The 14,121-nt window shown below is 52.0% G+C and carries 13 protein-coding genes; 2 read left to right on the top strand and 11 right to left on the bottom strand.

The features are described 5' to 3' along the window. Positions 1–23 precede the first annotated feature (23 nt). The 8 genes from pabC to M0220_RS15055 form a co-directional block, all read right to left on the bottom strand. Positions 24–830, bottom strand: a complete 807-nt coding sequence (gene pabC / locus M0220_RS15090) for an aminodeoxychorismate lyase (RefSeq protein WP_264018109.1) — start codon at positions 828–830, stop codon at positions 24–26. Between the two features lie 6 nt (positions 831–836). Further along, on the bottom strand, positions 837–2,075 hold the full coding sequence (fabF, locus tag M0220_RS15085; protein ID WP_030072425.1) for a beta-ketoacyl-ACP synthase II: 1,239 nt from the start codon (positions 2,073–2,075) through the stop codon (positions 837–839). Between the two features lie 193 nt (positions 2,076–2,268). Continuing rightward, positions 2,269–2,502, bottom strand: coding sequence for an acyl carrier protein (acpP, locus tag M0220_RS15080; RefSeq protein WP_008956801.1), 234 nt, complete (start codon positions 2,500–2,502; stop codon positions 2,269–2,271). A 124-nt stretch (positions 2,503–2,626) separates the two neighbouring features. Then, a complete protein-coding gene (gene fabG / locus M0220_RS15075; protein ID WP_030072417.1) occupies positions 2,627–3,370 on the bottom strand; it encodes a 3-oxoacyl-ACP reductase FabG in 744 nt (247 codons plus the stop codon). Between the two features lie 66 nt (positions 3,371–3,436). Beyond that, on the bottom strand, positions 3,437–4,396 hold the full coding sequence (gene fabD, locus M0220_RS15070; protein ID WP_264018108.1) for an ACP S-malonyltransferase: 960 nt from the start codon (positions 4,394–4,396) through the stop codon (positions 3,437–3,439). A 151-nt stretch (positions 4,397–4,547) separates the two neighbouring features. Then, positions 4,548–5,567, bottom strand: coding sequence for a phosphate acyltransferase PlsX (gene plsX, locus M0220_RS15065; RefSeq protein ID WP_030072413.1), 1,020 nt, complete (start codon positions 5,565–5,567; stop codon positions 4,548–4,550). Between the two features lie 42 nt (positions 5,568–5,609). After that, positions 5,610–5,780, bottom strand: a complete 171-nt coding sequence (rpmF, locus tag M0220_RS15060; RefSeq protein WP_009099300.1) for a 50S ribosomal protein L32 — start codon at positions 5,778–5,780, stop codon at positions 5,610–5,612. Between the two features lie 36 nt (positions 5,781–5,816). Next, positions 5,817–6,365, bottom strand: a complete 549-nt coding sequence (locus M0220_RS15055; RefSeq protein ID WP_030072409.1) for a YceD family protein — start codon at positions 6,363–6,365, stop codon at positions 5,817–5,819. 162 nt (positions 6,366–6,527) lie between these two features. Here M0220_RS15055 and M0220_RS15050 point away from each other — a divergent pair, with 162 nt between their 5' ends. After that, positions 6,528–7,130: a Maf family protein gene (locus tag M0220_RS15050; RefSeq protein WP_264018106.1), complete on the top strand. Its 603-nt coding sequence runs from the start codon at positions 6,528–6,530 to the stop codon at positions 7,128–7,130. 26 nt (positions 7,131–7,156) lie between these two features. On the opposite strand, the gene sppA is transcribed toward M0220_RS15050, so the two are convergent. The 3 genes from sppA to M0220_RS15035 all read right to left on the bottom strand — a co-directional run bounded on the left by sppA (position 7,157) and on the right by M0220_RS15035 (position 10,013). Next, positions 7,157–8,308, bottom strand: a complete 1,152-nt coding sequence (sppA, locus tag M0220_RS15045; RefSeq protein WP_264018105.1) for a signal peptide peptidase SppA — start codon at positions 8,306–8,308, stop codon at positions 7,157–7,159. Between the two features lie 102 nt (positions 8,309–8,410). Beyond that, a complete protein-coding gene (locus tag M0220_RS15040) occupies positions 8,411–9,061 on the bottom strand; it encodes an HAD family hydrolase (protein ID WP_264018104.1) in 651 nt (216 codons plus the stop codon). Positions 9,062–9,071: 10 nt separating this feature from the next. Beyond that, a complete protein-coding gene (locus tag M0220_RS15035) occupies positions 9,072–10,013 on the bottom strand; it encodes an RluA family pseudouridine synthase (protein WP_009722038.1) in 942 nt (313 codons plus the stop codon). Positions 10,014–10,708: 695 nt separating this feature from the next. Here M0220_RS15035 and rne point away from each other — a divergent pair. Beyond that, positions 10,709–14,101 (top strand): ribonuclease E, encoded by a 3,393-nt coding sequence (gene rne / locus M0220_RS15030; RefSeq protein ID WP_264018102.1) that lies wholly within the window; start codon positions 10,709–10,711, stop codon positions 14,099–14,101. The last annotated feature ends 20 nt before the right edge of the window (positions 14,102–14,121 follow it).

Genomic DNA, 14,121 nt, shown 5'->3' with positions numbered 1-14,121 from the left:
CAATAATGTTGATAAAATTCTGCCTAACGGGAGGTCGGCGAATAGCCAAGTAATTCATGGCCTACTACTTGCAGCCTATCGTGACCTGCAGGATTCCAGGACTGCAAAACCACGCCTGTTTCACTTAACAGCTTATTCACTGGCCACACACCTTGTACCGAGTTAGCTACCCATAGACGATCAACTTGATGGATAGCAGTCAGCGCAATAGCAGCTTCCTGTACCACGCCATGATCCAATAAGGCGGCTCGCAGGGTGCCCGCCACGCCACATTGCGATAATGGAGGAGTGAAAAGCGCTCCCGCTTGCTGCCAAAAGACATTCATACTGGTGGCTTCCACTAGCCACCCATCAGCATCTCCAAGCAAACCTTCGGCGATGGCTGGGTCATTCCACTCCTGACGCGCTAGCACATTTTCCAATCGGTTTAGGTGCTTAATGCCAGCTAGTAACGGCTGGTGCCCCAAACGCAACTGGCAAATCCGTATATTAACCCCCTCATGCCAACGGTCAGCATTTACCACAAAAGGTGTTCTACGGCTAAGCAAGCGTGGTTGAGAGTTGTCTGGCGTCGCATACCCTCTACCACCACTCCCGCGGGTCAGGATTAGTTTGAGTATTTCAAGTTCGGCGTTAGGTGGAGATTGCCAAGTGGCGACCAACTGTTCCCTAGAGGGCAACGGAATATTCAAACGCTGACAGCCCAGCAGTAAGCGCGCGTAATGATAATCCCATAACACAGGAACACCAGCGCGCAGCAGCACCGTCTCAAATACTCCGTCACCATATGCAAGCCCTCGGTCGTCAAACGGCACCTGGGGCATTGGCATTGCGAGTTATACCTTTTTAAACAGCAGTGAGCCGTTGGTGCCGCCAAATCCAAACGAGTTTGAGAGGGCTACATCAATAGTCATCTCTCTCGCGGTATGTGGTACATAATCAAGATTACAACCTTCCTGCGGGTTATCCAGGTTAATGGTAGGCGGTGCAATCTGGTCTCGAATAGCCAAAATACTAAACACCGCTTCAACCGCGCCTGCAGCACCTAATAGATGACCAATCATCGATTTGGTAGAACTCACTGCAACCTGCTGAGCTGCGCTGCCAAGCACTTTTTCAATCGCCCGACTTTCTGCTAAGTCACCCGCTGCAGTAGACGTGCCATGTGCATTAATATAATGCACATCCGCCGGATCCATACGCGCGTCTTTAATGGCATTGCTCATGGAAAGTGCAGCACCACGCCCGTCTTCCGGCGGCGCCGTCATATGGTAGGCATCATCGCTCATCCCAAAGCCGGCAAGCTCTGCATAGATGTTGGCACCACGGGCTTTCGCATGCTCATACTCTTCCAAAACAAGCACACCCGCACCGTCTGACAATACGAAGCCATCACGATCAGTATCCCATGGGCGACTCGCCGCCTGAGGGTCTTCATTGCGAGTAGAGAGCGCTCGTGCTGCCGAAAAGCCGCCCAATCCTAATGGGGTAGTAGCCATTTCTGCACCACCACAGATCATTACATCGGCATCGCCATAAGCAATCGTACGGGCGCTGTAGCCAATGTTATGGGTACCCGTTGTACACGCTGTAGTGATCGCGATGTTCGGACCTTTGAAGCCGTGCTGAATCGCCATGTTGCCGGAAATCATATTGATGATTGAACCGGGAACAAAAAACGGCGAAACGCGGCGTGCGCCACCCTTATTTAGTGCATTATGGTTATGCTCAATCATTGGCAAGCCGCCAATGCCTGAACCGATCGCCACCCCAATTCGTTCAGCATTCTCTTCGGTGCACTCAAGCCCCGAGTCTTGAACAGCTTGGGCTCCCGCCGCCATGCCATACTGGATGAACAAATCCATCTTGCGTGCGTCTTTAGGATTCAGGTAGGGGCTAATATCGAAATTTTTAACCGATCCCCCAAAACGCGTGTTGAAACCACTTGTGTCAAAGTGCTCAATCGGCGCTATGCCACTTTTACCGGCGACAATATTTGCCCACGACTCATTAACACTGTTGCCCACTGGGGTCACCAGGCCTAACCCAGTTACCACTACCCTTCTTCGCGCCATCAGCTTTCCTCCAGGCATCCATGGTGACACGACCCATCTGGGTCATTTGCTGCAGAAATTTGGTGACTAGTATAACGGAGATTGAACGTTAACTTCATTGTGATAACAAAGCAAAAAAGCCGCCCCTACTCAGGACGGCTTTTTATACGGGTGGGTAAGCACCCCACCCTGGCTCATTGCTTCAACTTAGCCCTTACTGATGGGCATTCACGTAGTCGATAGCTTCTTGAACCGTAGTGATTTTTTCGGCTTCTTCATCAGGAATTTCAGTATCAAATTCCTCTTCAAGTGCCATCACCAGTTCAACGGTGTCAAGAGAATCAGCACCCAGGTCTTCAGTAAAAGAAGAGCTGTTCTGGATGTCTTCTTCTTTAACGTTCAGGCGCTCTGCCACAACTTTCTTCACGCGCTCTTCAATAGTACTCATCAACGTACTCCAGTCGTTCACATTAGCCGTTTTTGATAACCAGCCATTTGGAAACCGCAAGCCAAAAGCTGCGGGGTAGTTTATAGACGCCCTTAAGCTGACGCAACCGCCAAACCTAAGGCCATCAACGCATATTCATGCCGCCGTTAACGTGCAGCGTTTCACCAGTGATATAACCTGCAGCGTCACTTGTCAAAAAACCAACAGCAGCCGCAATTTCCTCAGGCCCACCTAGACGCGAAAGAGGAATTTGCTTAAGCAGCATTTCATGCTGCGCTTCAGGCAACGCTTCAGTCATGTCCGTTGCAATAAACCCAGGTGCTACTGCGTTAACCGTGATGGCACGTGAAGCAACCTCGCGGGCCAACGCACGACTAAAGCCTTCCATCCCCGCTTTAGCGGCAGCGTAATTAGTTTGGCCTAGGTTGCCCATCGTTGCCACTACTGAACTTATCGACACGATACGCCCAAAGCGTGCTTTTGTCATACCACGCAAACACGCCTTGCTAACGCGATAAACCGATTTGAGGTTGGTATCCATTACGGAGTCCCACTCATCTTCTTTCATGCGCATTAGCAAATTATCGCGGGTAATACCGGCATTATTTACCAAAATGGTTGGGGCACCAAAACGCTCACCTATGGTTTTGAGCACCTGGTCGATACTTTGCTGATCAGTCACATTCAGGCAAATACCTGCGCCTTCAATGCCCTTTTCTTTTAGATCGGCATCAATTTTTTCAGCGCCCGATTCGCTAGTGGCTGTACCCACCACGATACGCCCTTGACGCCCAAGCTCATGGGCAATGGCTCGCCCAATACCTCGACTAGCACCAGTAACTAGTGCAACTCTTCGTTCTTGAGTCATAACGTTCTTCCTTCAACCTAACTAAGCAAGGGTAGCGGAAAATAGCGACTTAACACGCACCATTTTTCACGCACCACCCGCCGATGCATCACGTGCTAACTCAAGGGCTGAATCCAAGCTATCAGGATCATTTACCGCCAACCCTTTGGCACTACGTATAATGCGCTTGTTCAAGCCAGTAAGCACTTTGCCAGGCCCGCACTCAATAAACACATTAGCACCTTGTTCGACCATCGCTTCAACGCAAGATGACCAACGGACAGGCTGATAAAGCTGTTCGATTAGGCGCGTACGCAATGTCTCAATATCAGCATGGGCTTGCGCATCGACGTTTTGAATCACCGCATAACGAGGCGCGCGTAATTCAATAGCCTGCATAGCAGCGGCAAGACGCTCGGCGGCAGGCCGCATCAGCGCACAGTGTGAGGGTACTGACACCGGTAGAGGAAGCGCTCGCTTGGCTCCAGCTTCTTGACAAGCCGCAATAGCTCTATCAACAGCATTTTTGCTGCCTGCAATAACCACCTGACCAGGCGAATTATAGTTAACAGCAGACACTACTTCATTTTGTGCCGCTCGGGCACAAGCCGCTTCTACGGCGCTGTCATCAAGACCAAGAATCGCTGCCATGCCACCCTCTCCTGCAGGCACAGCTTCCTGCATGGCTTCACCACGCAGGCGAACAAGGCGTACACCTTCAGCGAAACCCATCACTCCAGCGCAGACCATAGCACTATATTCACCAAGACTATGACCTGCCATAACGCCTGGGCGGGGTCCTTCCAGCTCTTGCCAAATACGCCAAATAGCAACGCTGGAGGCAAGTAGTGCCGGCTGAGTGCATGCCGTGGCATTCAACGCTTCTTCTGGACCTTCCTGGACGACTTTCCACAAATCGTAGCCCAGAGCGTCTGAGGCTTCCTCAAATGTAGTTCCCACCACACTATAGCGCTCGGCTAGCTCTCGCAGCATTCCAAGCTGCTGAGAGCCTTGCCCGGGAAAAATGAGGGCAAGGGGTTGAGACATGTCGTTCACCTTTGCTCTTGTAGGCATTTGCTCATCTGAGCGATAAGCGGGTTATTGGAACCACTACTAGAATGATGATTGGCGCATCCTGCCACCACCAATAGCCCGCAAAAAATATATAACGTCTTATTATCTACTGCGTTGACAACGCTCAAGAACGCGACCAGCGTGCTGCAATTCGTACCGGCAAATCATGCTCCACTTCTTGCAATGCACGCTGAATAGCGTAGTAAAAGCCATCCGCTTGGGTACTGCCGTGACTCTTCACCACAATACCCTGTAGCCCTAAGAGGCTGGCCCCATTATAGCGTACCGGGTCTAGCTCCCGCTTAAGCCTCTTCAGTGCAGGCCTGGCCAGTATACTTGCCAAACGTCCACTCAGGCGTGACTCAAACGCCATTTGTACACGCTCCACCAACATACGAGTCAGCCCTTCACTGGCTTTTAACGTGACATTACCAACGAAGCCATCGCACACAACGACATCAAGATCACCTTGAAAAATATCCCCACCCTCGGCGTAGCCCAGGTAGTCAAAGCTTAAATTGGCAGCACTTTCACGCAGCAAACGATCCGCCTCGCGTACATTAGCACTACCTTTTGTAGCTTCTGAACCCACATTCAGCAAGGCAACGCGGGGTCGCTTGACACGATCCATACACTGAGCCATAGCGGCGCCCATCATGGCAAAGTCAAATAGCCTAGATGCAGGCGAATCTACATTTGCTCCTAAATCAAGCAAATAACAGCGACGTCCACCGCGCGCAGGGATGGCAGTACTTATTGCGGGTCTTGAGATGCCAGGCAACATACCAAGCTCACGCCTCGCTAAAGCGACCAAGGCTCCGGTATTTCCCGCACTTACTCCTGCCACCGCTTCACCTGAAGATAGGCTGCGCAGCATACACGCCATACTAGTAGCGCCTCCGCGTCGCATTGCCCAAGCAGCCGTTGCTGACTGAGACACGCTTTCTGAAGCATCAGCTACCACCAAACGTGACGTTGCCGCAGCCAAAGGCTGCGGCAAACGCGAAAGTTCAGCATTAATCTGCTGACGCGGACCAAACAAAGTTAACGCTAGGTCGGGGCGTTCAATTACTGCCCTGGCGGAGCCTTCGATAATGGCACGGGGGCCTTGGTCACCCCCCATTACATCAATCGCTAGGCGCACACAGCACCCACCCTGTTTTGCCGCTCATAAAGGTGCTAAGGCTTAAACCTCAACCACTTTACGACCACGGTAGAAACCGTCTGGAGAAACATGGTGACGCAGGTGAGTAGTACCGGTTTCTTTGTCCTGGGACAGAGTCGGTGCGCTCAGCGCATCGTGGCTACGACGCATGCCGCGCTTGGAACGAGTTTTACGGTTCTGTTGAACTGCCATGGGTGTTTACTCCAAGGTAATTAAGGTAAGTGATGCTTACTTTTTGCCTTTCAAAGCGCCACTGCTTTTCAAAGCACTAAGCACTGCGAAAGGGTTCTTGGCCGGAGCGGACTCATCCGCTGTGCCTTCGGTCTTGCTGACCAGCTGCTCCGCCGAGACATGGCATTCGGTCTCATCGTGATAGACCACCTGCGGCAAGCTGAGGATAAGCTCATCCTCTATTACCGTCAGCAAGTCCAGCTGTTCATTTTCCACCAGCACCGGCTCATGACTGGCAGGCAGCTCGGCAGCCAAAGCTTCGTCTGCAATCATTCCTAATAAGAAATCACTGGAAACGTCTTGGCTTAGCGGCACCAGACAGCGACGACAAGGCAGCGCCAGAGTCGCTTGTAAGTGGCCATGAATTTCGCGACGGCCTTGGGCATCAACGCCAAACTCGAGCACGACATGACAGTCGCCGGTTTGGTCACCTGCTTCTTCAGCTAGGCGTGGCAGCTTATTCAGCGCCACAATGCCTTCTAATCGTTCGCGGCGGGCTGCAAGCTTATAAGGCTCGACCCGGCTGGGGATTTGTGAGGTCAACATAGGCGCGCAATGATAGGCACTCGCCCCTCCGCTGTCAAAGCTGTCGGTGCAATTCTTATGAGATTATCTCCCACAACCACGTAAATAGGCAGGTTGCTACGCTTTCGTTACACTCGTATAAACGGCAAATAACGCCTCAACAGGCTAATTAAGGAGACAACCGTGCCTCAAACGGACAATGCCACACTTGTTCTCGCTTCTAGCTCACGCTTCCGCCAAGCATTACTGGATAGGTTACTCGTGCCCTATCAGTGTTGCTCACCGGACATTGATGAAACGCCCTATTCTAATGAAACGCCCAGCGCACTAGTACACCGTTTGGCACTTAGCAAGGCCAACGCCGTCGCTGAGCGCTTCCCCAACCACTGCATCATTGGTTCTGATCAAGTAGCCCTGTTTGAAGGCGACATTCTCGGCAAACCTCATACCGAAGAGCGCGCACGGGAGAACCTAACGCGCTTTTCTGGCCAGAAAGTGACTTTCCTAACAGGCTTGGCGTTAGTTGACACTCGCCACCAGCGGCATCACGTCCATATCGAGCCATTTGAGGTGTTTTTTCGCTCACTAAGCCAGCAAGAAATTGCGCGGTATGTTGCCCTTGAGCAGCCGCTGGACAGCTCAGGCAGCTTCCGCATGGAAGGGTTGGGCATCAGTTTGTTTGAAAAGCTCGAGGGTCGAGACCCAAACGCACTGATTGGACTCCCTCTCATAGCCCTGTGCGACATGCTTCGCCAAGCAGGCATGAACCCGCTTGGCGACGCCTAGCGTATAGCTCTTTTACGCGCCAAGCATTACTGGGCCTGAAAGCGCAAAGGAGCATGCGTATGCTGTAGCCCAAGCACCTCAGCGGCGGTTTGGGTAAAGCGGCGCGTCAATCGCTCGAAGGGGTCTAAGCTAGGCGTATAGTTTTCCCACTCAGCATCGCCTACTTGATCACGGGCCACTTGTTCGAGACTGGCTAGCTCATCTACCAGCCCCAGTGCTAACGCCTGCTCTCCACTCCAGATAAGCCCTGAGAAAACCTCAGGGCTATCGCTCAAACGCTCACCACGCCCTGCCTTCACATCGTCTATAAATTGCTCATGGGTTTGAGTCAGAACGCTTTGCCAGAAGTCAGCCACGCCGTCGTCAAGCGGCTGAAAAGGATCCAAGAAAGCTTTATTTTCACCGGCAGTCATTACGCGACGCTCTATACCAATCTGGTTAATCGCCTCTTGGAAGCCAAAGCCAGAATAAATAACGCCGATAGAGCCAACTAGACTAGCCCGTGACGCCACGATGCTATCGGCAGCGGAAGCAATGTAGTAAGCGCCACTCGCACCAATATCTTCTATCACAGCAATAATAGGCTTATCGCCCTGATCACGCAGACGCATAATTTCTGCATAGATACGCTGCGATTGAACAGGGCTTCCACCGGGGCTATCAATATGCAACACAACAGCCGTCGCACCACTTGATGACCATGCACGATTCAACCCTTTAATAATGCGCTCCGCATTTGCTGGCGCATCACTGGTTATCACACCATGCACTTCAACTAACGCCAAATGGCGCTGCGTAGGCAAGGAGGCAGTCGGTTCAGCCAAAAATACGCGGTATAACATTGTTGTTAGCGATATAAGTACAATCGCCAGCAACATCAAACGAAAGAACAGTTTCCAACGCCGGGTTCTGCGCTGCTCTGTTAAAACACCACCAACCCAGCGGTCCATCATTTCCATTTGTGTTAAACGCTGCCGCTCACGGAGCGTTTCAGCATCATCATTTTTTTCACCCGAGCAATGCGCTCCCGAACCTTCAGCACCTGACTGCGGACGCTGTTTGGCTTGCTGGGAAACGTCTGGCCCTTGCGTCCAGCGGTCACTCACTTGATCTGATGAAGGCACTTTATCGGACTGGGATCGGTCATCAGAGCTGCCGCGATGCTGCTCATCACTCATAAACAATTCCTAGTGTTAACTGGGGCATAGCGCTAATAATCGTCGCTCTTCAACACAATCTAAGAGCTCTGCGTAACCTGAAGGCCGGCCAGGGTAATTCAACTAGTCATACAACCAATCGAACAGGCTTTCTACGTCATCCGCCACCCACACAGGCTGACTGGCTGCCAACCGCGCGGGAGTATGCACGCCGTAAGTAACGCCCACACGATCCATATTAATAGACCTAGCCATTTCAAGGTCATACTCGGTATCGCCCACCATTACAGCGCGCTCGACGGGCACCTTCAGCTCGTCAAGCAGCTCAAGAATCATCTGAGGGTGGGGCTTCGAACGCGTTTCATCTGCCGTTCGACTGGCATGAAACCAGCCGCCACTCTTTGTTTCGGAGAAAATTCGGTCTAGACCACGGCGACTTTTCCCTGTCGCCACCGCCAGACGCTGATGAGAACGTTCACGCAGCCGGGCAATCTGCTCTTCTACGCCATCAAAAAAAGGCATGGGCGTCGAGTCACCATCTACGAAATGATAGGCATAGCGCTGGCGCAAGCGCTCGGCCTGAGCCGCTTCAATACCAGGACATAATTTAGCTATCGCCTCAGGCAGGCCCAAACCAATAATATCTTCAATAGCATTGACGTTTAACTCACCCCACTCAGCATCAAGAGCAGCGGCCTGCATGCAGGCAACAATTTTTGGCACAGAGTTCATCAGTGTGCCATCCCAATCAAAGATAATTAGCTCATAGCGCATGTTGTTTCCTTTATTTCCGAGCGCGTTTTAACGCTTCTTCCAATGCCTCAGGCAGCGGTGCTTTCACCGTAACGGGACGGCCATTGCCAGGTTCAGGAAACGTTAATGCACGGGCATGAAGAAACAGCCGCCCCAAGCCAAGGCGCTGCGCCATGTGATTACTTTCGCGGGTTCCATATTTATCATCACCCAATAGTGCATGCCCCGCGTGAGCTGCATGGACACGAATCTGATGGGTGCGGCCTGTCACAGGCTCTGCCTCTATCAGCGTGACTTTTTCAAAGGTTTCCACTACCGAAAAGTGAGTCCGCGACACCTTGCCATTAGGATCTACTCGCACCCGCCGCTCACCATTACCCGCATCAAAGCGATCTAAGCGAGCACTCACATAGGTTTTCCGTGCAGGCCAGCGTCCGCTAACCAACGCTAAGTAGCGCTTGTCCATAGCGTGCTTTTTCAGCGATTCGTTGAGTGTGACTAACGCATCACGAGATTTTGCCAACAGCAAACACCCCGATGTATCACGATCTAAGCGGTGAACAAGCTCTAAAAAAGTCAGGTCATCGCGCACTTGGCGCAGTGCTTCGATTAAGCCAATTTTTACGCCACTTCCCCCATGGACAGCTAAACCAGACGGCTTATTAATCACCATCCAATCCGGCCCTTCCATAATTACACTGCCAATTAACAAATCACGTAAATTATCACTAACCTCTTTAACGGCTTCTCTCGGCGCTAAACGTAGTGGCGGCACACGCACCAAATCGCCAGCTTGAAGTCGATAATCCACTTTGACGCGTTTCTTATTAACCCTTACCTCGCCTTTACGCACAATGCGATAAATCAATGCACGAGGAGCACCTTTTAAACGCGTCATTAAAAAATTGTCGATCCGTTGACCTGCTTGTTCCGGGGCGATATCCACCCACTGTACTTCCCGCCCTTCGGACATTAACGCTCACTCCTGGTGTGATCTTATAGCAACAGGCTAAAAACGGCATTCTAGCGTAGACCAATGCGCATTGCGTCAATTGCTGGTAGTTGTCTTTACTGTTATATTCCAAAACGTTCAGCGGCCAAGTGTGGCTTACCCGTAAAAAGACACGTCGTAACGGGTGCGTTACCACGCTTCGCCTAGCGCCTGCCCGACAAACACGCAGGCCAGAGCATAGGCAAAATGGCGTAGTGTACGCATTACCCAAACGCCTAACGCATTGAAGCGACTACTGAAATAACGTATTGGATAGACAGTTACTTTGTCGTATGTTTTTTGGCGGCAAATACACATTTGCTTTGCCCGCAATGGCAAGCAATTTGAATTAACAAACGTCACGCCCCAAGCGGCTTCTCCTGTTCGTCACAAGGTGCTGCTCGACTTGGGGCGCCAAGTTCAACGCTGTGCCGATAACCGGCGTTGACGAATCGATGAATGCCAGGTGTTGGCGGTGTCAGCAGAGCCGGATGGACGTGACAGCCACCGAAACATGTTCTGCCTCCGCCACGTACTCAACGCCCTTTCGGCCGGGATGGCATAATTGCCTTCCCGGTTTAATGCGTCAGCATAGCAATGCGCCGAGCACAAGCACGCAGCACCCAACGATTCGTCTACTCCACGGCTCGTCGGCACGCAATGCTATGTGAGAAAACATGAAACGGATGCTAATTAACGCAACCCAGCCAGAAGAGCTTCGGGTTGCACTGGTAGACGGGCAACGCCTTTACGATTTAGACATCGAATCTGGCGCCCGAGAGCAGAAAAAAGCCAATATTTACCGGGGTAAGATCACCCGAGTAGAACCCTCCCTTGAAGCCGCTTTTGTTGATTTCGGTGCCGAGCGTCATGGCTTTCTGCCGTTAAAAGAAATTTCCCGCGAATATTTTATTAAAGATGTTTCTGGCCGCCCCAGCATCAAAGAAGTGCTGAAAGAAGGACAGGAAGTTATTGTCCAAGTTGATAAAGAAGAGCGCGGCAATAAAGGTGCTGCACTCACTACTTTTATTAGCTTAGCGGGTCGCTTTCTTGTACTGATGCCTAACAACCCTCGCGCGGGTGGCATTTCACGCCGCATTGAAGGTGATGACCGCAGCCAACTGAAAGACGCCATGGGCCAACTGACAGTGCCGGACAAAATGGGCCTGATCGTTCGCACCGCTGGTATCGGCCGCAGCCCGGAAGAGCTTCAGTGGGATCTGGATTACCTCGTCCAAGTGTGGGAATCCATCACCACTGAGGCAGGCAAGCGTTCGGCCCCTTTCCTGATCTATCGCGAATCTAATGTCATTATTCGCGCCATGCGTGATTACCTGCGCCAAGACATTGGCGAAGTGTTAATTGACAGCCCTGAGATTCATGCAGAAGCGCTGGGCTTTATTCGTCAGGTAATGCCTTCTTACCAGCAGAAAATTAAACTTTACGCAGATGAAGTCCCTCTTTTCTCGCGCTTTCAAATTGAGTCGCAAATCGAAACTGCTTACCAGCGCGAAGTAAAACTTCCTTCTGGTGGCTCTATTGTTATCGATCACACCGAAGCACTGGTCTCTATTGATATCAACTCTGCCCGGGCTACACGTGGCAGCGATATTGAAGAAACCGCACTGCAAACTAACTCTGAAGCAGCTGACGAGATTGCTCGACAGTTGCGCTTGCGTGATATCGGTGGCCTTGTAGTTATCGACTTTATCGATATGGGCCCTGCGCGAAATCAGCGCGAGGTTGAAAACCGCATGCGCGATGCGCTGAAGCTTGATCGTGCACGCGTTCAGATTGGTCGGATTTCACGCTTTGGCTTAATGGAGATGTCGCGCCAGCGCTTACGTCCTTCGCTTGGTGAGACCAGCGGTGTGGTTTGCCCACGTTGTAACGGCCAGGGCACGATTCGTGACGTACGCTCATTGTCGCTCTCCATTATGCGCCTGATTGAAGAAGAGGCGATGAAAGAGCGCAGCGCTCAAATTCGCGCTATTCTGCCGGTACCAGTGGCTACCTACCTGCTGAACGAAAAGCGTAGCGTTCTAGCAGACATCGAATCACGCCAAGGCGTGCGGGTAGTTCTTTTGCCGAATCCCGAAATGGATACGCCGCATTATGACGTTCAGCGGCTGCGTGATGACCACTTAGACGATGACGAGAGCCTAACGCTATCCAGCTTCGAGCTATCGACTGATACTGAAGTGGGCAAAGAACCAGACCCAAGCTTTACTCCGCCCGCCATGCGCGCTGAAGCCGCGGTTAAAAGTGTTGTGCATAACGCACCAGCGCCCGCCTCTCTTCAGACAGAAGAGAAGGCAGAGAAGGTTACAAAAGCAGACAAAGTCGTTGCTGCGACCACCCCTGTTGCTGAAGAGCAGCCTAGTGTGATTGGCCGCTTTATCAGAGGCTTTGCCAAACTGCTAGGGGGGGAAGATAGCAGCACGAGCGAGCCTAAACAGGAAGCTCCTGTTGCCCGTAAGCAGCCTGAAAAAACAGGCAGCAACCGCACGCAGCGCAGCGAAAGCAAGCCAAAGCCGGCTCGTGAACGTGGCGAAAGCACTAGCAAAAACGAGCAACGCAGCCAGCAGCAGCCGAGTAATCAGCAACCTAGCCAACCGCGTAATACTGATAATAACGACGACGCTAACGACAAACGCAGCGGTCCTAGCCGTACTCGTAATCGTCGACGCCACCCTCAGCAAGACGATGCCAAGACCCTAGACAACGACCAGAAGAGCAGTCGTCAAAAAGAACAGCAGACAAATCAAGCGGCCAAAGAATCGCCTAAAGATGAGCCAGCTAAACCTACTGCTCAACCAGAAAGCCGTCGTGATAAACCGCGTGATGCAAAGCAGAAAAACGAAACTACCCGTGAGCCTGCATCACAAACGGACGACAAACAAGATGACGGCAAACCGAAGCGCACGCGTAATAATCCGCGTAACCGCACGCGTAAACAGGCCGTTAACCCTCAAGCCGAAGCGGAACAGCTGAAACTGCAAGCCGAAGCGGCTGAAGCCACCTCTGCGGAAGCCCCTTCTGCTGAATCACCCGCTGTTGAAGTACCCAGCAGCGAAGCAGCGTCTGCAAGCCCCTCTTCACATGATGAGGCCAGCACAACAGCGGTGCCAAGCGATGAAGTAGCGACTGAAGCGCCTGACCAAGCTGTAGAAGAAACAACAGTTGCCGATGGAACAACGGCTGAGCGCCCTGCTGAAAAGGCAGATAAAGCACGTAAAGCTACTCGCCAGCGTCGTCAACCGCAGAAAACGGAAGATAACGCTGAAACTGCCGCAACAGAAGCGAGCGTAGAGAAAAGCTCTGAGGATAAACCTCAACAGCCGACTGATGACCAAACCACTGTTCAAGAAGCGCCTCAAGAGGCTAACAGCCGCTCGTCTGAGGTCGAGAATATTGAACCTTCGTCAGTTAATACGGAAGTAGAGCCACAGGAAGAGCCTGCTGCAAACGTGAAGGAGTTTGATACCGCCCATAGCGAATCAACAAGCTCACGTGATGAAGAAACTACACAAGAGACTGATAAGCCCCAGCAGCCGACACCTCAAGAACTTGTGCGCCAGGAACCGGTGTTGCCTCAAGTGACTCAAGAGACAGCACAAGAAACATCAGCACCCGCTAGCACACAGGCAGAAGTGCCAAAAGTTGCTGAGGACGAGACTGTCGATAGCACTGATAACCGTCAGGTGCCCTCGCACGACGTAGCGGCTAGCACTGAGGCCAGCTCACCAGAGACAGCTGAGCAACCGGAAGCTTCTTCAGACAATAACGCGGAGAGCAATACGAACGCTTCAGACACTAAAACCGCGCCAGAAGCCGCTGACATTACTGCTACTGATCAAGAAAGCGATCTTCAGCCTACGTTAGCGAACAATGAAGAAGAGGCTCAAACGCCTTCACCAGAAGCTCCCGAAACAGTAACACCTGAAGAAGCACAGCAAGTGACTACCGTTTCTACACAAGACGAAGTACCCAAGCCACGTCGCCGTCGTCGCGCTCATAACGATCCTCGTGAACTGCGTAAACAAGCACAGAACACGACGAATGAGTGATCGCTAGCACTTAAGACACG

The organism is Halomonas qinghailakensis, from assembly GCF_025820815.1.
Classification (GTDB): Bacteria; Pseudomonadota; Gammaproteobacteria; order Pseudomonadales; family Halomonadaceae; genus Vreelandella; species Vreelandella qaidamensis.
The sequence above is the reverse complement of the archived record's forward strand: the minus strand, read 5'-3'. Positions and strand labels throughout refer to the sequence as shown.

Bases quoted from the DNA above. Each gene is read 5' to 3' on its own strand.
- pabC (WP_264018109.1), bottom strand. From the start codon at position 830: ATGCCAATGCCCCAGGTGCCGTTTGACGACCGAGGGCTTGCATATGGT.
- rne (WP_264018102.1), top strand. From the start codon at position 10,709: ATGAAACGGATGCTAATTAACGCAACCCAGCCAGAAGAGCTTCGGGTT.
- fabF (WP_030072425.1), bottom strand. From the start codon at position 2,075: ATGGCGCGAAGAAGGGTAGTGGTAACTGGGTTAGGCCTGGTGACCCCA.
- sppA (WP_264018105.1), bottom strand. From the start codon at position 8,308: ATGAGTGATGAGCAGCATCGCGGCAGCTCTGATGACCGATCCCAGTCC.
- fabG (WP_030072417.1), bottom strand. From the start codon at position 3,370: ATGACTCAAGAACGAAGAGTTGCACTAGTTACTGGTGCTAGTCGAGGT.
- M0220_RS15055 (WP_030072409.1), bottom strand. From the start codon at position 6,365: ATGTTGACCTCACAAATCCCCAGCCGGGTCGAGCCTTATAAGCTTGCA.
- fabD (WP_264018108.1), bottom strand. From the start codon at position 4,396: ATGTCTCAACCCCTTGCCCTCATTTTTCCCGGGCAAGGCTCTCAGCAG.
- M0220_RS15040 (WP_264018104.1), bottom strand. From the start codon at position 9,061: ATGCGCTATGAGCTAATTATCTTTGATTGGGATGGCACACTGATGAAC.
- M0220_RS15035 (WP_009722038.1), bottom strand. From the start codon at position 10,013: ATGTCCGAAGGGCGGGAAGTACAGTGGGTGGATATCGCCCCGGAACAA.
- rpmF (WP_009099300.1), bottom strand. From the start codon at position 5,780: ATGGCAGTTCAACAGAACCGTAAAACTCGTTCCAAGCGCGGCATGCGT.
- acpP (WP_008956801.1), bottom strand. From the start codon at position 2,502: ATGAGTACTATTGAAGAGCGCGTGAAGAAAGTTGTGGCAGAGCGCCTG.